Source organism: Mumia zhuanghuii, assembly GCF_042681565.1.
Lineage (GTDB): Bacteria > Actinomycetota > Actinomycetes > Propionibacteriales > Nocardioidaceae > Mumia.
The window spans coordinates 1,514,429-1,534,010 of record NZ_JBHUFT010000008.1 but is presented as its reverse complement, the minus strand read 5'-3'; the positions used below and the strand labels follow the sequence as shown (position 1 = coordinate 1,534,010).

The window sequence follows — 19,582 nt, the reverse complement described above, 5'->3', positions numbered from 1 at the left end:
CGCCCCCTCCCCGATCACCGGCCAGGCGGCGGCCGCAGCAGGGCTCGTGCCGGCAGCGAGGTCGCGATCAGGGCCAGCACCGCGATGCTCCCGGCCACCGCCACCGCCAGTGCCGGCGGGACGTAGGGCGTCGGGGTGCCAGTCATCCCCGCGGCGTACGCCGTCACGGTGGTCGCCGCGATCGCGAATGCCAGCACGATCGCCAGCATCACCGCAGCCAGCGTCTCCCACCGCAGGGTCCGCAGCACCTGGCGTCGCGTCCCGCCGGCGAGGCGCAGCAGCTCGAGGTCGCGCGAACGACCCGTGACGGTCATCGCCACCGAATTGACGAGCGAGATCGCGGCGAAGCCGACGATCGCCGCCAGCGCGATGTAGTTGACCGTGCTGTCGTTCGTGGTGTCCGGGGTGTCCACCGCGGCGCCGAGCGTCAGACCGTACGGAGCGACCGCCTGCTGCAGCTGCGTGTCCGGCACACCAGGAGCGGAGACGAGCGCGACGCCCAACGGGTCGTCCACGTGCTGCGCGACCAGCGCGTGCGCCATGGTCAGCTCACCGAAGCCCAGCCCGCGTTCGTACAGGGCCACCACCTTCAGCGTCACCGGGTAGCCGTCGGCCATCGCCACAGAGAGGTCGTCCCCCACCGCGAGCCCGGTGCCTTCACTGGCAGCGACGGTGTCCTCGACGAGGTCGTCGAGCGAGCCCGCCGTCACCGTCAGGTCCAGCGTGTCCGACAGCCCGTCGGTCGTGACGCCTTGGACCGTGTACGGGGTGTTCACCGCACGCACGCGGGTGCGGAGCACCTCGGTCACCGCAGCTACCCCCGGTGTCTCCCGCAACGCCCGAGCGGCGTCGTCCGGCACGGCGGGGCCGATGACACGGTCGGCGACCGTGCCCTCTCGTACCTCCTGCTCGGCCGCACCTTGCAGCGTCGTCTGGGCGAACAGCAGCGTTCCCGCCAGCGCGCCCATCAGGGTCAGAGGACCGAGGATCCCCGCCGTACGCCCCGACGCGGCACGCAGGTTCATACCGGCCAGGCCCACCGACCCGCGCAGCGGCCGCATCGGCAGGGTCATCAGGGCCAGACCGACGCGGGCGATCAGCGGAGCGAGCAGGGTCACCGCAGCCGCCCCCATCAACGCAGTCAGCGGTGCCAGCGGTCCGGCCGCCGCATCGGTGGAGACCTTCGTCAAGACGAGCGCCAGCACGACACCCCCCGCGGCGAACACGAGCCCGACGATCGCCCGCAACCGTCCTCGGCTGCGCTTCTCGTCCGACGCCTCGCCGAGCGCGGCAACCGGTCGCAGGCCCGAGATGCGCCGGCTCGAGAACCACGCCGCCACCCAGGCCGCGGAGACCGTCGCCGCGACGGCAGCCTGCACGGGGAAGGGTCCGACGACGAGCGGGACCGTCTCGGGCACCGCGCCCAGGGCGACGAACCGTCCGTACAGAAACCTGCCGAGCAGCAGGCCCAGCAGCGCGCCCGGCACTGCAGCGGCCGTCGCAACGAGCAGCGTCTCGCGCCCCACCAGCCGCCGCAGCTGGCGCGGTGTCGCGCCGACCGCGCGCAGCACCGCCAGCTCGCGTTCACGCTGACGGACCGCCAGCGCGAGGGTGCCGGCCACGGCAAGGATCGCGACGATCAACGACGTACCGCCGAGGGCGCCGCCCATGCTGACCAGCTTGGCGCGCGCCGACGCTGCCGTCGGGAACTCGACCACTCCCCGTTCGTCGCCCGTCGCGACGACTGCGCTCTCCACCGGCTCGTACGGACCGACCGTCGTCGGCCTGCTCGACCCGCTGGTCGACTCGCTGCGCCGTACGGCCTTCTCCACGGCGGACGCGGCCGACTCGGGCCACACGGCGATCGCCGACACCTGGCCAGACCGACCCGCCGCGTCAGCGAGGCGCTCGGCCTCCGTCTCGGCGAAGTACAGCCCGGGCGCGGATCCGACCACCGCGTACGTCGCCGCCCCTGCCGAGGTGACCAGCCGGACACGCTCCCCTACCGGTGCACGGTCGGTGACGACCTCATCCCGTGCCGCCGGAGCGGCATCCGACTCCGAGGGGTCGAGCAGCAGCGCCGCCGACTCCCAGCCGTACCCGTCGACCCGCTCGCCGTCGGGCAGCACGACCGGCGCCGCCCGCTCCACGACGACCCTCTCGACCCCGGGGACGTCGCGGACCACGTCGGCGAGCGCGGCCGGGATCCAACGGCGGCTCGTGTTGGGCTTGGTCTTGCGCTTGTCCTTGTCGAGGTCCTTCAGGAAGTGTGACGCCGGGTCGCCTGCGACAATGACCGGCGCACCGGCGTACCGCTGCGGCTTCGCCGTCGACCGCAACCCGGTGTCCATCAGCATCCCGCACGCGCACACCAGCGCTGCCGCGCACAGCAGAGCGGCGAAGGTGCCGGCGAAGGCCCCCTTCCGCTGCCGCAGCGAGCTCGATGCATACCTGACCCTCACCGTCCCGCCGCTCACGCGTACGCCCCCAGACGCGTCATGCGGTCCGCTACCTCGGCCGGTGTCGGCGAGTCGACGGCATCGACGATGCGACCGTCCGCGAGGTACAGGACCCGGTCGGCGTACGAGGCGGCCACCGGGTCGTGCGTCACCATCACCACGGTCTGCCCGAGGATGTCGACGGTCTCCCGCAGCAGTCCGAGGACGTCGCGCGCGGTCACGGTGTCGAGCGCTCCGGTCGGCTCGTCACCGAAGACGACCTCTGGTGCGGTGATCAGGGCGCGGGCAAGTGCCACCCGCTGCTGCTGGCCGCCCGAGAGCTCCGGCGGTCGGTGTGTCGCCCGCCCAGCGAGCCCGACCCGCGACAACACGTCCTCCACCGCGCCGCGCTCGGCTCGCCGACCCGCCAGCGTGAGCGGAAGCGCCACGTTCTGCTCCACGGTCAACGTCGGCACCAGGTTGAACGCCTGGAATACGAACCCGACCCGCTCACGTCGCAGCCGCGTCAGCGCCGACTCGCTCATCTCCGACAGATCCGTGCCACCGAGCCGCACCGTGCCCGACGTCGGAACGTCGAGGCCAGCGGCACAGTGGAGGAACGTGCTCTTGCCCGAGCCGGACGGTCCCATCACCGCCGTGAAGCCGCCTCGGGGCAGCGTCACGGACACCTCGCGCAGCGCCGCGACCGCGCCGCCACCCTTGCCGTACACCTTGCTCACCTGATCCAGGACCACTGCTCCACTCATGCTTCTAGCCTCCTGGCATGCGGCGACGGACGACACAGACGCGATCACCAGTCCCCCGTGAGATCCTCATGGGTACCCTCATGACGTGATTCGGGTACTGCTCGCGGAGGACCAGCAGGTCGTACGAGGTGCACTCGTCGCTCTCCTCGATCTTGAGGACGACCTGGAGGTCGTCGCCGAGGTCGGCACCGGGGACGCGATCGTCCCCTCCGCGCTGGCCTATCGCCCCGACGTCGCTGTGCTCGACATCGACCTGCCCGGCTCCGACGGACTCACCGCGGCCGCCGAGCTCTCAGCACGCCTGCCGTCCTGCCGGTCGCTGATGCTCACGGGCAACGCGGGCCCCGGCCAGCTGCGTCGGGCGCTCGAGGCGCAGGTCGCAGGCTTCGTGCTGAAGACAGCTCCGCTGGACGAGCTGTTCGGAGCGATCCGTACAGTCGCCGCCGGAGGACGCGTATTGGACCCGTCGCTCGCCGTCACCGCGTGGGGACTGGCCGACGACCCGCTCAGCCCGCGTGAGAAGGACGTGCTGCGGCTCCTCGCCGACGGTGCCGAGCCTCCCGAGATCGGCACGTCGCTCAGGCTGTCGACAGGCACGGTACGCAACCACCTCACGACGGTGGTCGCAAAGCTCGACGCACGCGGCCGCACTGACGCCCTCCGCATCGCCCGCGAGGCGGGCTGGATCTAGCGCTGGGCCGACGGCGCCGTCAGCGGTCGACAGCGGCAGTGACGCGGAAGCGGCCGTCGCCGACCGGGCCCGCGTCGAGCGTTCCGCCCAGCGCCGCCACCCGCGTGCGGAGGTTGCCGATGCCCGCACCCGGCGACGTGATCTCGGCCGGAACTCCGTCGTTCTCGACCACCAGCTGGGAGCCGTCGACCGTGATGCGCGCCTCCTTCGCGGCGCTGTGTCGCAGGACGTTCGTCACCGCCTCGCGCAGGACGGCGATGAACGCCGCGGCGCGCTCGCCGTCCACCGCCGACACGGACGCCTCCACGGTGGTCGCGATCCCGGCTGCCCGCAGGACCGACCCAGCGGCCTCTACCTCGGAGGCGAGTTCGAGCCGAGGCGCCTCACCGACGACCGTCGCCATGTCGGCACGGGCTCGGACCGCAATCGCGGCAATCTCGTCGAGCTCGGCGCTGGCGCGATCCGGGTCCCGGTCGAGCAGACGACGCACCAGCTCGCCTTTCAGGATCATCGCCGCAAAGGTGTGCCCGAGAAGGTCGTGCAGGTCGCGCGCGGCACGCAGCCGTTCCTGGACGACCGCCGCCCGTACGAGGCCGTCGTGCGCGGCGTGGAGCTCGTCGGCCAGGACGGCGAGCCGGGCGAGCCCGAAGACGACGAGACCGGTGACGAGGACACTGATGGTCAGGTTCACGGTCAGCGGAGGCGCCGTGCCCACCGCCGACTGGGTTGCGAACACCCCGACCATCGTCGTACCAACCAGCGGCCACGCAGCCCGGGGCGGGAGCGACACCAGCAACGCGCCCGCCAGGAATCCGGCGACGCCACCCCACGCGCTCCCCAGCCACACCACCGGGACGAACGCGATGACCGCCTGCAGGGGAAGCAGCCAGGGACTCCGGAGGCGCAGGTTCAGGAGGCAGACGACGGCCAGCAGCGGGAGCGCCACCAGCAGCTCGACGCCCGACAGCTGGAGCAGGGCCTTCCCGCAGAAACCCACCAGCACCACGGCGAGCAGGGCCGTCGCGAACCGCTGCTGATCCGACACCGGCGCTGCCTCTTCAGCAACCCGCAAGCTCGCCACGACGCGAATCCTGCCGTCGGCGTCCAGGTCGACGTCGAGCCGCCCGCCCGCTGCCGCGAGGCGGACGGCCAACGGCTCGAGCGCGGCCTCACCACGCTCGGTGGTGCGGGCCCCATCGGCGACGACGGTCAGACGCACCTCGCCGTCGTCCTGGATGGTTTCGATGAGGCAGTGACACGCCCGATCGCGTACGGCATCGGTGACCGCCTCACGGAGCACCGCCGCCAGCAGAGATCCGCCGGGACCGAGCGGCTCGCGGTGCCCCGTGCGGACGGTCACCTCGGCGCCGGCCGCTTCGAGCATGCCCTGCGCTGCTGACACCTGCGGCGCCAGCGACAGCTCTCGCATCTCCGACGCCGCAGTACGAGCTGCGTCCAGCGAGCTCCGGGCCTCCGCCAAGGCGTCACCGAGCTCGGAAGGACGTCGGGCCGCGCGGGCCATCGCCGTCAGCCCGTCCTCGATGACGCCACGCAACCCCGCAGCGATGCGTAGCCTCTCCTCCCGCACGGCGGCGGCGGCGAGGGTCAGGCGGGTGGACTGCACCTCGTCGACATCGTAGGTAAGACGCGTCAGACCGTAAGCGACGATCCCGATGAGCCACGCGGAGATCGACACGTCGATGACGGCACGCGACCAACCTTCCTCGACCGCAGCGATCGCGGGGGCGCTGACGGCCACCGCGACCGCAGCCGCACGACGCCCCTCGAGCCACAGCGCACCGATCGCCAACCCCAGCACGCCGACCGATACACCGAACCCGAGCACCGCCCCATAAAGGAGCGCCGCCTGGACGACCGACACAAGGGGCCCGTGCGGCCACCCCGGCAGGAGAAAGCGGAGGTGCAGCACGAGAGCGCCGACGACGAGCGGTGCAACCCAGGGGAGGTCGCTTCCCGCTGCGACCAGGTAAACGGCGACGAACGCCCCGAGGACGGCGACCGTGACCGCGCGTGCGTGCAGACCGCCACCATTTGTCCAGCTCATCGAGCGCTCAGAATACGAGTCGCAGGCGACGGGTCGACTCGCGGGTCAGCGACGTCAGCGCGTCACCTTCTATGGGACTGCTGCAGGACGCGCGAAGGCACTCGTTGCTCCTACGGGTTGACGACGGTCTCGAACGTCACCGGAGTCAATCGGCCGAGCAGTGGCCTTACGCGTAGACCCCCGCAATTGTTATTGCAGCCTCCACCGCAGACCGTACGCTCGCTGGTGTGGTGGAGGTCCCGCGTCCTGCGGCCTCGGCGGCGGTGGGGCTCGGTCGCTCACTGCTCGAGGCCAAGTTCTCCATTCCGCAGCCTCGCCCAGGGTCGGTGAGTCGCGCGGGGATCATCGACGTCGCGAGGGCGAGCGAATGCCGCGTGGTCGGGGTGACCGCCGCTGCGGGCTTGGACGGGTACGACGACGACCCGACAGTTCTGCTCACGCTGCTGGCCTCGGCCTTCGCCCAAATCTCGCCTGGCTCCATCGACCTGGTCGCCGACATGGGCAGCCTGGGCGCGGAGGTGCTGGGCCGGGCCGCACCTCGGCTCGCCGCGGCCTTCACGTCGAGCCCGGAGCCTTTCGTGCTCATGGTGGACGACCTCCACGAGCTCCGTGCGTCCGCCTGCCATGACGCTCTCGGCGTGGCGATCTCGGGGATACCGTCGGGCTCTCAGCTCGTCGCGGCGAGCCGATTCGAGCAACCGCACCTACCGCGGTTCCGCGCGTCAGGGGACGTGTTCGAGCTCGACGGGAGCGACCTCGCCCTGGACGCGGCCGGAGCCGAGCAGATCTTCGCCGAAGCCGACGCCGCCGTGGCCCCCGAGGTAGCCGCGGCGATCACTGAGCGGACGGAGGGCTGGCACTACCGCGAGTCCTCGATGCTGCTGCCCAAGAAGATGCAGCGCTTCCTGCGACGTACTTCGGCGACATCTCACCCCAGTCCGAGGCTGCCCGGCTCGTCGTCATGACGAGGCAAGGCGGACGCGGGCACCGCGACCTGATTCGTGATCCACGAGCTTCTCTGAGCGTGATGGGAGATGACCGATGGAAGTCCTGTCGCTGACCGTGGCACTCGTCACGATCTTCGGCTGGTGCGTCCTCGCCAGCCGGCTCGAACGCGCCGGCCTCACCGCCCCGATCGTGTTCGTCGCCGCGGGCTTCGTGTTCACCGAAGTGGCTGGACTCTTCGACCTCCAGCTCGAGCCCGAGCTGGTGAAGTCCATCGCTGAGGTGACGCTCGTCTGGATCCTGTTCAGCGACGCGTCGAAAGTTCGGCTGATGCAGTTCGAGCGGGACCTCGGCACGTACGTCCGTCTGCTCGGGATCGGGCTCCCACTGACCGTCGCTCTCGGAACGGTCGTGGCGATCACCGTGCTCGGGTTCGAACCGTGGGCTGCGCTGCTGCTGGGCGCCGCACTCGCGCCGACGGACGCTGCGCTCGGCGCTTCGGTGATGTCGAACCCGCGTGTCCCCGGGCCGATACGAGGGGCCCTCAACGTCGAGAGCGGGCTCAACGACGGCATCGCGACCCCGATCGTGCTCGTCGCGATCGCCGGCGTCGCCTCGGACGAGGGCATCGCCGGGGTGGACAGCCCGGGCCGCGCGGTCCTCGCCCTCGTCGTAGGCGTCGTCGCGGGCGTCGTGATCGGCTGGCTCGGCGGCGCGGTCATCAAGGAAGCCCGGCGCCGACGGTGGCTGTCCGAGGAGCTCGCCGGCCCCGCCGGCCTGGCTCTCGCACTGCTCGCGTACACCGGAGCCCTCGTGGTGGACGGGAACGGCTTCGTGGCGGCCTTCGTGGGCGGCCTGGTCTTCGGCAACGTCGCGGGGCGGGGTGGCGACAAGGAGGTCTACTTCGTCGAGCAGACGGGGGCCCTCGCCTCCATGATCTGCTGGCTCGTCTTCGGCGCCCTCGCCGTTCCCATGATCGGCGACCACCTGAGCTGGAGCATTGTCCTGTACGTCGCCTTGAGCCTCACCCTCGTACGAATGCTCCCAGTCGCACTCGCCCTTCTCGGCGCAGGATTCGGCCGGTACGGCGTCTTCTTCATCGGCTGGTTCGGCCCCCGAGGCCTTGCCTCCGTCGTCTTCGCGCTGCTCGCGCTCGAAGGCTTGCACGACGACGCGGGGTCCGATGTCGTCGCCGTCATCGCGCTCGCGGTGCTGGTCAGCGTGGTCGTGCACGGGATTACCGCCGTACCGCTCGCGAACAGGTTCCCAGCGACACCAAAGCCCGCTGGCGACAGAGAAGAGGCGCCATGACGATCATCTCGAGCTCGACACAAGAACCCAAGACGCGTCCTCGACCCTTCGCACTGACCTCCGGCGCGATGTCGGAACTTCGCGCGGATGCTGTCCGCCACGTGGCAGTGTTCGCTCACGACCGACGTCCCTGACTTCGTCGACACGTTCTCCCGCTTCCTGCGCGACGTCGTCGACCAGCACGAGCGGCGCTCGGACTCGTCCCCGCTCACCGCCGTCGTCGACCGTCATCTCGGATGCACGGCGAGCGAAGTCGCGATCGTGACGGAACAACTCAGCAGGGTTCGGCTCGCCGACGCGGACGTGGCCCCGCCTCGTTCGCCAAGGAACTCGTACGCCGCGCCGTCCTCGCCGACCGCGCCGCCGCCGACAACGATCTCGCAGCCGCCCTCAAGGAGCTGATGTCGGACCAGGAGCTGTTCACCCGCAGCCTTCTCGCGTCCGGCGAGAACGCCTTCCCGCAACCCGACGACGACTGGATCGACGTGTTCGACGACAGCGACGACCCCGACTGAGACTCAGCGCTTTGTCGACCACCAGCTCGACTCGGTACCGGCGCGGCCCGCCAGCCGGATCTCGAGGGCACAGGTGAGCCCGGAGCCGATGACCAGGCCGACGATCGTCCCTTGACAAGATTTCTTGTCAAGGGCACGGTGGAGTCATGCAAGACGTCGAAGTCATCGAGAGCGCGGACGCAGCCGCCGCCGCCCTGGATCCGGTCCGGGCCCGACTGCTCGGAGAGCTGGCCGTCCCAGCCTCCGCTGCCGGACTCGCCGCCAGGGTCGGCATCGCGCGACAGAAGGTCAACTACCACCTCAAGGCGCTCGAGGCGCACGGCCTGGTGGAGCTGTCCGAGGAGCGCCACCACGGCGGCATCACCGAGCGGGTCTTGCAGGCATCGGCGTCGTCGTACGTCGTGTCGCCGGCTGTCGTCAGCGCGTCCGCGGCCGATCCGGACGCCAACGCCGACCACCTGTCGGCGGGCTACCTCGTCGCGCTCGCCGGGCGGCTGGTGCGCGAGGTCGGCACCTTGGCACGCCGGGCCGGGACGTCCGGCAAGCGCCTCCCGACGCTCACGATCGACACCAAGATCGGCTTCCGGTCAGCCGCCGATCGTGCTGCCTTCGCAGACGAGCTGACCGCTGCGGTGCTCGACCTAGCCGCTCGCTACCACCACGACGACGGACGTCCGCACCGGCTCGTCGTCGCCGCCCACCCCCTTCCTGAGGAGAACGCATGAGTACGACACCGACCGTCCCGTACCGCCTGGAGTTCAGCGTCGAGGTCCCCGGCACCCCGGAGCAGGTCTGGCAGGCCATCGCCACCGCCAAGGGCATGAGCTCCTGGTATCTGCCGACCGAGCTCGAGGAGCACGAGGGCGGCTCCGTGCACTTCACCATCGGCGCCGCGATGGGCTCGGACGGTCACGTCACCGGCTGGGACCCGCCGCGCCGCCTCGCCTTCGAGGAGGACTGGTCCGCCCTCATGGGCAAGGACCCGGACGCGCTCAGCCCGCTGACGACCGAGTTCCTCGTCGAGGCCCAGTCCGGCGGCACCTGCGTCGTCCGCGTGACCAGCAGCGGCTTCGGGACCGGCGCCGACTGGGAGTCGGAGTGGTGGGACACCTTGAGCCCTGGCTGGATGCCGTTCTTCGACAACCTGCGCCTCTATCTGGCGCACTTCCCCGGCCAGGAGGCCACGCCGCTGGAAGCCGCCGCGTCCCACCCCGCCGATGCGGAGACCCTCTGGTCGACCATGCACGACGCGCTCGGGCTCGGCGACGTGGGTGCGGCCGTCGAGCTGCGCGGCGCCACCGGCACGGTCGAGCGTGTCGGCGAGCATCAGACGCTGGTCCGGCTCGCCGCTCCCGTGCCCGGGATGCTCAGCGTCTTCGCGTACGACGAGGGCGACGGCACCGCAAAGGCGTCCGTACGGGCCTACATGTTCTCTGCCGACGCCGCGGACTACGCACGGCGCGAAGAGCCGGCCTGGCAGTCGTGGCTGCAAGGGCTCTCCGTCCCGACACGCAGCCAGTGACCGACTGACGGAGGAGCGCCATGGACAGCACGGATGACGCCGGGGTCGTCGCACCTCCGGCATCGGGCCAGATCCACCGGTTCCGCAGGCTCATCGGAACCGGCGCCATCGCCGCACTCGCCACGGTCGTCGCCACCACGCTCGCCGCCGCGCTCGCCCAGGCCGTCGGCGTCGAGTTCGAAGTCTCTGCCGGCGAGACGATCCCGTTGTCCGGGTTCGCCGTGGTGACCGGCTTCTTCTCGCTCGTCGGCGTCGTCATTGCCGCCGCGCTGCTTCGGTGGAGCGCTCGCCCCGCCGAGCGATTCGTGCAGACGGCAGTGACGCTGACCGCGATATCGCTGGTCCCGCCCTTCCTCTCCGAGGCAAGCACCGCGACCGCCATCGCCCTCGTCGGCCTCCACCTCGTCGCAGCGACGGTGATGATCCCCGCCCTGGCGCGGAGCCTGCGCACACGGACCAGCTGACGCTTCAGCGCTCTCCGGCGAGGCCGGTCTCGTACGCGAAGATGACCGCCTGAACGCGATCACGCAGGCCCAACTTGGTCAGGATGTGACCGATGTGCGTCTTGACCGTGGTTTCGGAGACGAACATGCGCGTGGCGATCTCGGAGTTCGTGAGCCCTTCGGCCAGGTGGAAGAGGGTCTCGCGCTCACGGTTGGTGAGCGCGTCGAGGCGACTGCGAGCACGAGGGTCGATCGCACGTGGGTGATCCAGATACGTCTCGATCATCCGTCGGGTAATCGAGGGCGCCAGCAGGGAGTCCCCGCCGTGCACCGCTCTGATGCCGGCGACGAGGAACTCCGGTTGCACGTCCTTGAGCAGGAATCCGCTCGCGCCGGCGCGCAGCGCGTCGAAGACGTACTCGTCCATGTCGAAGGTCGTGAGCATGACGACGCGGACATCTTCCCCGCCCGCCGCCACGATGCGCTCGGTCGCGGTGATGCCATCGGTGCCCGGCATCCGCACGTCCATGAGCACGACGTCCGGCTGGACGGCAGCAGCGAGGTCGACCGCCTCCTCACCGTCGGCCGCTTCTCCCACCACCGTGAGGTCGGGCTCGATCTCAAGGATGAGGCGGAATCCGGTGCGCACGAGCGCCTGGTCGTCGACGACGAGCACACTGATGGTCTCGGTGTCTGCGGGCGCTGTCACGCCGGCTCCAACGGCAGTGTCGCGAGCAGCTCGAAGCCGCCGTCGGGCAGCGGCCGGGCGACCAGCTGGCCGCCGTACACCGCCACGCGCTCCCGCATGCCGAGCAGGCCGCTGCCCGCCTCGGCCACGGCCGCATGCGCCAACCTGGCTGGTTCTCCGTCGTCGCTGACGCACAGCCGTAGCGTGGTCTCGCCGTAGTCCATCTCCACCTGCGCTGCGCGTGGGTTGCGGGCGTGGCGCAGGGCGTTGGTCAGGCCTTCCTGGACGAGCCGGTACGCCGTCAGGTCGAGCCCCGGTGCGAGCGGGCGTGGCGTGCCGGAGATGGTGAGGTCGACCGGCAGCCCGGCGGCGCGGAACTTCTCGAGGAGCGTCTCGAGCTGATCGATGCCGGGAGGCGGCTCGCGGTCGCCCGGCGTCCCCTCCTCGCGAAGCACCCCGACCATGCGGCGCATCTCTGCGAGGGCTTCCCGGCCGACCGACTCGACGGTCTCGAGGGCATGCCGCTCGACCGACTGATCGGGGGTCAGCCGACGACGTACGGCGGAGGCTTGGACCGTCATGACGCTCACGCTGTGCCCGAGGACGTCGTGCAGCTCGCGGGCGATCCGGGTGCGCTCCAGCGCGACGGCCTGGGCCTCTCGCTGCTCACGTGCCTGCCGGCGCTGGTCGGCGCTGATCCGGATGCTGCGGACGAGCGCGCCGAGCAGCCAGGCGATGACGAAGGGCGACATCCACACGCTGCTGCCGTACCAGTCTGCGAGGGAGTCGTTCATCGGATCGAACGCCGACCAACTAAGCCACGCCACCGGCGCGAGCGCCAGCGCGATCCAGGAGCGTCGCCACTCCAGCCACCGCGCGCACGTGTACGTCGCGATCAGGGGCGCCAGGGCGACCGCGAACCCCTCCGGCGCCCCGTACAGCGCATGCTCGACGGCACAAGCCGCCGTCATCGCCACCAGGCAGGTGAGCGGGCGCCAGCGGCGGATGACGAGGAGCAGTGCCAGGACCGCGTACAGCGCCGACTGTGCCCATAACGGACCCTGCCGGTGGGTCTCGCCGTAGCCCCACCATGCCTCTGCCTGCCCCTGCACGCCGACGGCGATCGCGACTGCGATGTCGAAGGCCCAATGCCTGCGGGTCACATCCCGACGTTACTTCCAGAGATGTCGCGGCGCGTCCTCCTTCGGGAGGATTTCGGCCTCCTCCTCGCAGTCAGCAGATCTCGTCCCAGCCGACGACGACGTGCGCGTCGACAGCCGCCTAGCGTCGAAGCGGTCGGTCGGATCGAACCGACCCCACTACCTCTCGTCACTCTGAGGAGGAATCATGAACGCCATCCCACGCAGTGCGGGCCTCGGACTGCTCGTCTTCCTTGCCGGCATCGTCGCCTGGAGCTTTGCGGGCACGATGGGCGGCACCTTTCACGAGGCCGATGTTCAAGCCTTCATCGAAGGCCACCACCGCAACCTCGACTTCGTCCTGTACACCGTCGGCGCCCTCGCCTCGTTGGGGCTTCTCGTCTTCGGCTGGGCGGTCCGCGACAGATTCGAACGAGTCGGCGGGTTGATCTGGGGCCTGTGCGTCGCTGGCGTGGCGACCGCGGTCACCGGCCTGTGGTTGCTCGGCGGGTTCCAGGTCGCGATGGCCGAAGGCGGCGAGCAGGCACAAGAGATTCCGCAGTCGGTTGCGTACACGATCGGCACGATCGGTCACCTGTGCGCGGGGCCGGCACCGGCCTTCTTCATCGGCATCGTCGCACTGCTGCTGGCGGCGAAGGCAGAGATGCCCGTCTGGCTGCGCGTCTTCACCGTGCTGGCCGGCCTCTGCGCCCTCACCGCGGCGTTGTACTTCACGGCAGGCGCTTACCTGCTGTGGCTGCTGGTCTTCGGGATCTGGGCGGTGTCCCATCGGCGGCCGAGCGTGAGCCGGGGCGGCGAGCGACCGGCGGAGTCGCTGGTCTGACCGAAGGCCTGGCATCACGATGATGCCTGGCCTTCGTCACTCCTGACGCGTGAGCGCACCGCTTTGTGCGGCTACGGCCCCGAGATGATGCCCAGCAGAGCAGCCTCGAACAGCGCGACAAAGGTCTCAGCCGGGAGCACGTAGCTTCGGGGCTGGGCCGCGGCGGCGAGATCCGCACCCCACGCTGCGGCACGCTCGCGCTGCAGCGGTGTCCCGTGGTGACCCGGGCTGGCGAACTGGCAGTCACCGACGGTGTAGAAGCTCAGGAGCGCGTCGGTGACCCGCTTCTTGTTCATCGCGAGACCCTGCTTGTGGGTGCCGTAGTACGACGCCATGGCGTCGGCCATCAGCTCGGTACGGCGCGTGGCCGCCGCAGGATCCGACGGACCGGTGTCGAAGACGCCGAGCTCGTACTGGACGTGGTGGGCGAACTCGTGCGCCATGATCACCCGCGGGCCGACGTCGCCGAGGCCGATGGCGTCGTACGCCGCGAGGATGCCGTCGCCGAAGACCAGCTTGTCCGGCAGCGCCGAGATCACCGGATCGGACTCCCCCTCGCCGGTGAACGCGAATGCGTTCAAAGTCCAGAGCGGGTTGTCGTAGAAGCCCCCTTGCGACTGCATGAAGGTCGCGACGGTCTGGGCTTCGAGGGCGATCGCGGCGGGCGTCATCGGGGCGATCTCCCCTGCCGCCACCATGGCCGTCAGTGTGGCTGCGATGCGGTCGGCGTCGAGCAGCACGTCCCCGTGCATCGCCATCAGCTGGATGTCGTCAGACTCGATGTCCCAGAACCGCCGCAGGTCACGGAAGGTGTTCTGGAGCTGGTGGGTGTGCGACTCGAGCGCGTAGTCCGGGTCACCGGTGGTGCCGAAGAACAGCGCATCGTACGTCGGAACGTTCAGCAGGGTGTCGAGGTGGGCGAAGAGGAAGGCGAGCTGTGCGTTCGTCATGTCGCCGAGCAGCCCGTCGACGTAGTCGTCGAGCAGGGTGCCCGAGCACTCGCTGGGAGGGACTGCCCGCTGGACTGCCGCCTTCGCCGGGATCTCGACCAGGGGCCCGCGAGCGGAGACCGCGGTTTGCCCGGGCGTTGCGGTCGCGGTGGCGACCGGACTCAGGGCCCCGAGCGCCAGGAGGAATCCGGCGCTGATCGCGAGGAACGAACGGGTGAATCTGTTCATGCGCGTCTCCCTCATCTGAGACCGGACCCCGAGTCGGGGTCAGGCGCAGGCGCTGAAGCCAGCGTAAGTCGCTCAGCAGCTCACGCGAAGAGGCGCTCTGACTCGCCAGCACCCCTCTCGCTTCTCCGACCTGAGTGGCAGACAAAGTGTGGTCTCCAGTCGGATGACTCAGCACCCTCCTGAGCGGGACCGTTGTCGACATGACGAGACCATCCACCCACTCCCCGCCTTCCGCGGTCATCACAGCGGAAGGCCTGACCAAAAGGTACGGCCGACTCACTGCGGTCGACGACGTCTCCTTCACCGTGCGCTACGGCGCCGTCACCGGCTTCCTCGGGCCCAACGGTGCTGGCAAGACAACCGTGCTGGCGATGTTGGCCGGTCTGTCGCGCCCGACATCCGGCCGCGTGCTGCTCGCCGGTACGCCGCTGGCCGACCGCCGCCCCGATGCCCGCACCGTGGGCGTGGCGATCGAGTCGTGCGGGGCGCATCCCGGGCGCTCCGCGCGACAACACTTGCGCATCCTCGCTGGGCTCGCCGGACTCCCCGGCACCCGGGTGGAGGAGGTATTGGCGATCTCGAGTTTGACCGAGGTGGCGGGTCGCCGAGTCGGCACCTTCTCCCTGGGCATGCGGCAGCGACTCGCTCTGGCAGTCGCGTTGCTGGGTGATCCCGACGTCTTGCTGCTCGACGAGCCTGCGAACGGCCTCGACCCGGAGGGGATCCACTGGCTTCGTACGCTGCTGCGCGACCGGGCGGAGCGCGGGCGTGCGGTCCTCGTCTCCAGCCACCAGCTCAGCGGGCCGGCGAGCGCGGTCGACGACATCGTCGTCGTCAAGCGGGGCCGCGTGGTCTACTCCGGCGCGGTTGCGGATCTCTCCCCCGCCGCCGGCGTGTGGGTCCGCACCGAGGATGGAGGGCACTTCACGGAGAGCGTCGTACGCGCGGGCGGCCAGATCTCGGTGGAGTCGGCCGACGGCCGGTTCCTCGTCACCGGTCTCGATGCCTCCGCCCTCGCTGACCTGGCCCGCCGAGAACAGGTCACACTCCAGGAGCTGACACCACAGTCGACCTCTCTCGAAGACGTCTATCTCGAGCTGACGGGGGCGCAGTCATGAGGATTGCGGTGGGCGAGGTGCGCAAGCTCCTGACGATTCGTACGCCGCTCTGGTTCGCGCTCGGCTCAGTCGTCCTGGCGATCCTCAACGTCGTCGCGGTCGGGCTCGCTTCCGGAACGCTCGACGAGATCGGTGAGAAAGAAGAGGCGCTCGGCGGGATGCCGATGCTCCTGTTGTTCTTCGGCGCCGTGGCCGTCACCGCGGAGTTCCGGCATCGCACTGCGGCACCCACCGTCCTCGTCTCCGGCACGAGCTCCACGACGGTCACGGCCGTCCGGCTCGGCGCAACCCTCGTCGTCGGACTGGCCGTGGCGGTGCTCACGACTGTTGCCGCCTTCGCCCTCGGCGTACCCATCGTCAACGGCCACCATCCCGGTCCTGACCTCACCGCGGACCACTTGGTGCCATTGGCCGCAGGATGTGTTCTCGCCGGCGCGCTCTCGGTGCTGGTTGGCGCGGCCCTCGGCGCTCTGCTCCGCAACCAGATCGCGGCGGTGGTGGCGGGGATCGTCGTCTACTTCGTCGCGCCTCCACTCGTCGGAACGATCGACGCGTCGGCGGTCGACTACACCCCCTCCGGCAGCATGCAGGTGCTCACCCGTGGCGTGCATGGCGCAACGCACTCCTTCTCGGAGTCGGCCACGGCGCTTGCCGCCTGGGCCGTCGGGCTCACTCTGATCGCGATACTCGCTGAGAGCCGTCGAGATCTAGGGTGACGGTCATGACCCGGCTCGCCGTCCCCCGCATGCTGACCACGCCGGGGGACGGCCGCTGGCTCAGCCCTCGCGCCGAGCGGGTGCTGGCGGACCTGCTCGGCGTCGTCGTCGGCGTCGTGGGCGAGCTGAGCCTGCTCTACAACGACGAATCGACCGCCCGGCCGGTGCCGGTGATCCTCACCGTGGCAGTCGGTGCGGCGCTCTTCTGGCGGCGACAGCATCCGATGGTGCTGCTGGCTGCCACGCTCGCCGCCACCGGCACCCTTTTCGCCCTGGATGCGTCCCCAGGTGGAGTGCTGGTCTGCGTCGCACTCTTCACCGTCGCCGAGCGTTGTCGGACCCGCGTCGCCGTGTTTGCGCTGATCGGTGCCACCGCGGTGCTGGTGGCGCTCTCGGTGACCTCGGTGCCGCCGCCGGTGGCGGTGTGGGCGGCGGGCGCAGCTCTTCGGAGTCGGCGCCTGCACCATGCCGACCTCCGCGCCCGCACCATCGCCGCGCAGGTCGAGCGCGAACAACGGGCGGCGCTCACCGCGCACGAGGAACGCGCACAGATCGCGCGGGAGCTCCACGATATCGTCGCGCACTCTGTCACGGTGATGTTGGTGGGCGTACGCGGCGCGCGAGACGTCCTGTCGACTGAACCCGAAGCCGCTGCCAGCGTCCTGGCACAAGTCGAGTCCAGCGGTGAACAGAGCATCGTTCAGCTCCGCCGGTTGCTGACGATCCTGCGCTCCGGCGAAGCCGCCGCTTCAGGTGCGGCGCTGCACCGGCCGTTGCCGGGTCTGGCCGAGCTGCCAGAGCTGGTGGCCAGCTTCGGCGCCGTCGGGCTCACGGTCGACCTTGAGATTGACGGTGAAAGCCCGGCCCTGGACGAAGGAGTCGGCCTCTCGGTCTTTCGGATCGTGGAGGAGGCGCTCACCAACGTCCTACGCCACGCGAAGACCGACCACGCCCGGGTCCGACTCAGGACCCGACGCGGCCGCATCGATGTCGAAGTGTCCGACCGGGGAGTGGGTCCCGTCGCGCAGTCGTCCTGCGCCGGCCACGGACTCGTGGGAATGCGAGAACGTGCTCGACTTCTCGGCGGAACCCTCGAAGCTGCTGCAGGTCCCGAGGGCGGATTCCGCGTCGTCGCCGTCGTGCCCGTTAGGGTGGCGCCGTGAGCATCCGGGTGCTGCTGGCCGATGACCAGGATCTGATCCGGACGGGCCTTCGACTCTTTCTCAGCATCCAGGACGGGATCGAGGTCGTCGGCGAGGCACAGAACGGTGTCGAGGCGGTAGAGCGGGCGGCGGCACTGCGGCCGGACGTGGTCGTCATGGATGTGCGGATGCCTGTCATGGACGGCGTCACGGCGACCGCACGCCTCACGGCGCCCGACTGCGAGCACGCCCCACGGGTCTTGATCCTCACCACCTTTGACCTCGACGACTACGTGTATGGCGCACTGCGCGCCGGCGCGTCCGGATTTCTCCTCAAGGACGCACCACGCGACCGCCTCACCGAAGCCATCCGAGTCGTCGATGCCGGCGACGCGCTGCTCTCGCCCACCATCACCCGCCGACTGATCCGGGAGTTCGCCGCCCGCCCGCCGCTCCCCGTACGCCGATCACCGCTGCTCGACACCCTGACCCAGCGCGAACGCGAGGTGCTCGTCTCGGTCGCCCACGGCCTCACGAATGCCGAGATCGCCGAGAAGCTCGTGGTCACCGAGGCAACCGTGAAGAGCCACCTCGGACGCGTGCTCACCAAGCTCGCCGCGCGCGACCGGGTGCAGCTGGTCATCCTCGCCTACGCGAATGGATTGGTCAGCGCGGTCGACACCTTCGACGACACCCACGAAAACATGTGACCTCATTTCGCACTCGTCGTCATCGACACGCTTCTGCGTCTCCTTGTCGACGCAGACTCCTGCGACGTGTTTGACAGCACATCACCCTGCGAGCTAGGTTTCCTGCGACCCGAATCAGGTTTCAGGTTCGGGCCCTTTCAGGGAGGAAAGGCACGGACATGAGCACACGTAAGAACACCCGACTCGCTGTCGCGGCAGTCGCGGCAGCACTCACGCTCGCGGCATGCGCACCGTCATCGGACGACGCCTCGGCCGACGGCGGCACCATCGAGGTCGGCGTCATCACATCGAAGTCGGGTCCCCTCGCGGCGTACGGAAAGGCATACCTCGACGGACTCGAGGCGGGCCTCGACTACGCCACCGATGGTTCGGGCAAGGTCGACGGCACGAAGATCAAGATCACCGAGGGCGACGACGCCGCCGACGTCGACAAGGCGGTGCAGCTCTCCAAGGAGTACATCGGCGACGGCGTGAAGATCATCGCCGGCACTGCGTCCTCCGGCGTCGCCCTCGCACTGGCCGAGCAGGCCAAGCAGAACAAGGTCCTCTACATCTCCGGCCCGGCGGCGGCCGACGCCGTGACGGGCATCAACGACTACACGTTCCGTTCTGGACGTCAAAGCTTCCAGGACGTCGCCACGGCGGCCACCTTCCTCGACGAGGTGCAGGGCAAGACGATCACTGTGCTCGCGCAGGACAACGCTTTCGGTCAGGGCAACGTCGCGGCGGTCCAGGCGGTGCTCGGGGCCGACGGCTTGGGCGGCAACGTGAAGCCCGTCCTGGTCGCCGAGGACGTCACCGAGTTCACCTCCTTCGCCCGCCAGGTCGTCAACACCAAGCCCGATCTCGTGTTCGTCGCGTGGGCGGGCGCCACCTCCGGCAGCTTGTGGCAGTCGCTGGAGCAGCAGGGTGTGTTCGACGCTGCCCCGGTCGTGACCGGCCTCGGTGACATCGCCACGTACGGGGCGTACGGACCGGCCTCGGAGAAGATCAGCTTCCTCAGCCACTACTTCGGCACGGCGAGCGACAATGACGTCAACAAGGCCCTCGTCTCGTACCTCGAGGAGAAGGGCAGCAAGCCCGACCTCTTCTCGCCGGACGGTTTCGTCGCCGGTCAGATGATCGTCCGCGCGATCGAGGAGGGCGACGGCGACGTCGACGCCATGGTCAAGGCACTCGAGGGATGGTCGTTCGACGGCCCCAAGGGCAAGACCACGGTGCGCGCGAGCGACCACGCGCTGGTCCAGGACATGTTCCAGGCGAAGCTCGTGGCTGACGGAGACGGGTTCAAGCCAGAGCTGGTCGCGGCCGTGCCGTCCGACCAGGTCGCCCCGCCCGAGGCCCCGTGAC

General features: G+C 69.9%; 19 protein-coding genes. 13 read left to right on the top strand and 6 right to left on the bottom strand.

The window, feature by feature from the left end:
• Positions 1-14: 14 nt before the first annotated feature.
• A complete protein-coding gene (locus ACFSDF_RS15890; protein WP_377158232.1) occupies positions 15-2,462 on the bottom strand; it encodes an FtsX-like permease family protein in 2,448 nt (815 codons plus the stop codon).
• Positions 2,463-2,473: 11 nt separating this feature from the next.
• Positions 2,474-3,205, bottom strand: coding sequence for an ABC transporter ATP-binding protein (locus tag ACFSDF_RS15885; protein WP_167004028.1), 732 nt, complete (start codon positions 3,203-3,205; stop codon positions 2,474-2,476).
• A gap of 85 nt (positions 3,206-3,290) precedes the next feature.
• On the opposite strand from ACFSDF_RS15885, the gene ACFSDF_RS15880 reads away from it, so the two are divergent.
• Positions 3,291-3,896, top strand: a complete 606-nt coding sequence (locus tag ACFSDF_RS15880; protein WP_167004031.1) for a response regulator transcription factor — start codon at positions 3,291-3,293, stop codon at positions 3,894-3,896.
• A gap of 19 nt (positions 3,897-3,915) precedes the next feature.
• Here ACFSDF_RS15880 and ACFSDF_RS15875 read toward each other — a convergent pair whose 3' ends face one another.
• Positions 3,916-5,961 carry a sensor histidine kinase gene (locus ACFSDF_RS15875; RefSeq protein WP_377158229.1) on the bottom strand — a complete coding sequence of 682 codons (2,046 nt, stop codon included), beginning with the start codon at positions 5,959-5,961 and terminating at the stop codon, positions 3,916-3,918.
• A 227-nt stretch (positions 5,962-6,188) separates the two neighbouring features.
• Here ACFSDF_RS15875 and ACFSDF_RS15870 point away from each other — a divergent pair, with 227 nt between their 5' ends.
• From ACFSDF_RS15870 to ACFSDF_RS15845, 6 genes are all read left to right on the top strand, one after another.
• Positions 6,189-6,926, top strand: coding sequence for a MalT transcriptional regulator family protein (locus ACFSDF_RS15870; RefSeq protein ID WP_377158227.1), 738 nt, complete (start codon positions 6,189-6,191; stop codon positions 6,924-6,926).
• Between the two features lie 76 nt (positions 6,927-7,002).
• Positions 7,003-8,217: a cation:proton antiporter domain-containing protein gene (locus ACFSDF_RS15865; protein ID WP_377158225.1), complete on the top strand. Its 1,215-nt coding sequence runs from the start codon at positions 7,003-7,005 to the stop codon at positions 8,215-8,217.
• A gap of 236 nt (positions 8,218-8,453) precedes the next feature.
• Positions 8,454-8,732, top strand: a complete 279-nt coding sequence (locus ACFSDF_RS15860; RefSeq protein WP_377158223.1) for a hypothetical protein — start codon at positions 8,454-8,456, stop codon at positions 8,730-8,732.
• Between the two features lie 146 nt (positions 8,733-8,878).
• On the top strand, positions 8,879-9,457 hold the full coding sequence (locus ACFSDF_RS15855; RefSeq protein WP_377158221.1) for an ArsR/SmtB family transcription factor: 579 nt from the start codon (positions 8,879-8,881) through the stop codon (positions 9,455-9,457).
• A complete protein-coding gene (locus ACFSDF_RS15850; RefSeq protein ID WP_377158219.1) occupies positions 9,454-10,254 on the top strand; it encodes an SRPBCC family protein in 801 nt (266 codons plus the stop codon). Before ACFSDF_RS15855 ends, ACFSDF_RS15850 begins: the two co-directional genes overlap by 4 nt.
• A 20-nt stretch (positions 10,255-10,274) precedes the next feature.
• A complete protein-coding gene (locus tag ACFSDF_RS15845; protein WP_377158217.1) occupies positions 10,275-10,718 on the top strand; it encodes a DUF6069 family protein in 444 nt (147 codons plus the stop codon).
• 4 nt (positions 10,719-10,722) lie between these two features.
• Here ACFSDF_RS15845 and ACFSDF_RS15840 read toward each other — a convergent pair whose 3' ends face one another.
• A complete protein-coding gene (locus tag ACFSDF_RS15840) occupies positions 10,723-11,406 on the bottom strand; it encodes a response regulator (protein WP_377158215.1) in 684 nt (227 codons plus the stop codon).
• Positions 11,403-12,548, bottom strand: coding sequence for a sensor histidine kinase (locus ACFSDF_RS15835; RefSeq protein ID WP_377158213.1), 1,146 nt, complete (start codon positions 12,546-12,548; stop codon positions 11,403-11,405). The genes ACFSDF_RS15840 and ACFSDF_RS15835 overlap by 4 nt, the downstream gene beginning before the upstream one ends.
• Positions 12,549-12,732: 184 nt before the next feature.
• Between ACFSDF_RS15835 and ACFSDF_RS15830 the strand changes: the two genes are divergently transcribed.
• Complete coding sequence (locus ACFSDF_RS15830) at positions 12,733-13,368, top strand: hypothetical protein (RefSeq protein WP_377158211.1); 636 nt, start codon at positions 12,733-12,735, stop codon at positions 13,366-13,368.
• A 71-nt stretch (positions 13,369-13,439) separates the two neighbouring features.
• Here the strand turns inward: ACFSDF_RS15830 and ACFSDF_RS15825 are convergent, their stop codons facing one another.
• Positions 13,440-14,546 (bottom strand): hypothetical protein, encoded by a 1,107-nt coding sequence (locus ACFSDF_RS15825; RefSeq protein WP_167004072.1) that lies wholly within the window; start codon positions 14,544-14,546, stop codon positions 13,440-13,442.
• A 200-nt stretch (positions 14,547-14,746) separates the two neighbouring features.
• On the opposite strand from ACFSDF_RS15825, the gene ACFSDF_RS15820 reads away from it, so the two are divergent.
• From ACFSDF_RS15820 to ACFSDF_RS15800, 5 genes are all read left to right on the top strand, one after another.
• Positions 14,747-15,664: an ABC transporter ATP-binding protein gene (locus tag ACFSDF_RS15820; RefSeq protein ID WP_377158209.1), complete on the top strand. Its 918-nt coding sequence runs from the start codon at positions 14,747-14,749 to the stop codon at positions 15,662-15,664.
• Positions 15,661-16,380, top strand: coding sequence for an ABC transporter permease (locus ACFSDF_RS15815; protein ID WP_377158207.1), 720 nt, complete (start codon positions 15,661-15,663; stop codon positions 16,378-16,380). The genes ACFSDF_RS15820 and ACFSDF_RS15815 overlap by 4 nt, the downstream gene beginning before the upstream one ends.
• Positions 16,381-16,385: 5 nt before the next feature.
• Positions 16,386-17,543 (top strand): sensor histidine kinase, encoded by a 1,158-nt coding sequence (locus ACFSDF_RS15810; RefSeq protein WP_377158205.1) that lies wholly within the window; start codon positions 16,386-16,388, stop codon positions 17,541-17,543.
• A complete protein-coding gene (locus ACFSDF_RS15805; protein ID WP_377158203.1) occupies positions 17,540-18,232 on the top strand; it encodes a response regulator transcription factor in 693 nt (230 codons plus the stop codon). Before ACFSDF_RS15810 ends, ACFSDF_RS15805 begins: the two co-directional genes overlap by 4 nt.
• Before the next feature lie 158 nt (positions 18,233-18,390).
• Complete coding sequence (locus ACFSDF_RS15800) at positions 18,391-19,581, top strand: substrate-binding domain-containing protein (protein WP_167004087.1); 1,191 nt, start codon at positions 18,391-18,393, stop codon at positions 19,579-19,581.
• Position 19,582 lies beyond the last annotated feature (1 nt).

Excerpts from the sequence above, each read along its gene's own strand:
- ACFSDF_RS15810 (WP_377158205.1), top strand. The coding sequence starts at position 16,386 with ATGACCCGGCTCGCCGTCCCCCGCATGCTGACCACGCCGGGGGACGGC.
- ACFSDF_RS15865 (WP_377158225.1), top strand. The coding sequence starts at position 7,003 with ATGGAAGTCCTGTCGCTGACCGTGGCACTCGTCACGATCTTCGGCTGG.
- ACFSDF_RS15825 (WP_167004072.1), bottom strand. The coding sequence starts at position 14,546 with ATGAACAGATTCACCCGTTCGTTCCTCGCGATCAGCGCCGGATTCCTC.
- ACFSDF_RS15850 (WP_377158219.1), top strand. The coding sequence starts at position 9,454 with ATGAGTACGACACCGACCGTCCCGTACCGCCTGGAGTTCAGCGTCGAG.
- ACFSDF_RS15860 (WP_377158223.1), top strand. The coding sequence starts at position 8,454 with ATGCACGGCGAGCGAAGTCGCGATCGTGACGGAACAACTCAGCAGGGT.
- ACFSDF_RS15820 (WP_377158209.1), top strand. The coding sequence starts at position 14,747 with ATGACGAGACCATCCACCCACTCCCCGCCTTCCGCGGTCATCACAGCG.
- ACFSDF_RS15815 (WP_377158207.1), top strand. The coding sequence starts at position 15,661 with ATGAGGATTGCGGTGGGCGAGGTGCGCAAGCTCCTGACGATTCGTACG.
- ACFSDF_RS15830 (WP_377158211.1), top strand. The coding sequence starts at position 12,733 with ATGAACGCCATCCCACGCAGTGCGGGCCTCGGACTGCTCGTCTTCCTT.
- ACFSDF_RS15845 (WP_377158217.1), top strand. The coding sequence starts at position 10,275 with ATGGACAGCACGGATGACGCCGGGGTCGTCGCACCTCCGGCATCGGGC.
- ACFSDF_RS15800 (WP_167004087.1), top strand. The coding sequence starts at position 18,391 with ATGAGCACACGTAAGAACACCCGACTCGCTGTCGCGGCAGTCGCGGCA.
- ACFSDF_RS15885 (WP_167004028.1), bottom strand. The coding sequence starts at position 3,205 with ATGAGTGGAGCAGTGGTCCTGGATCAGGTGAGCAAGGTGTACGGCAAG.
- ACFSDF_RS15875 (WP_377158229.1), bottom strand. The coding sequence starts at position 5,961 with ATGAGCTGGACAAATGGTGGCGGTCTGCACGCACGCGCGGTCACGGTC.
- ACFSDF_RS15855 (WP_377158221.1), top strand. The coding sequence starts at position 8,879 with ATGCAAGACGTCGAAGTCATCGAGAGCGCGGACGCAGCCGCCGCCGCC.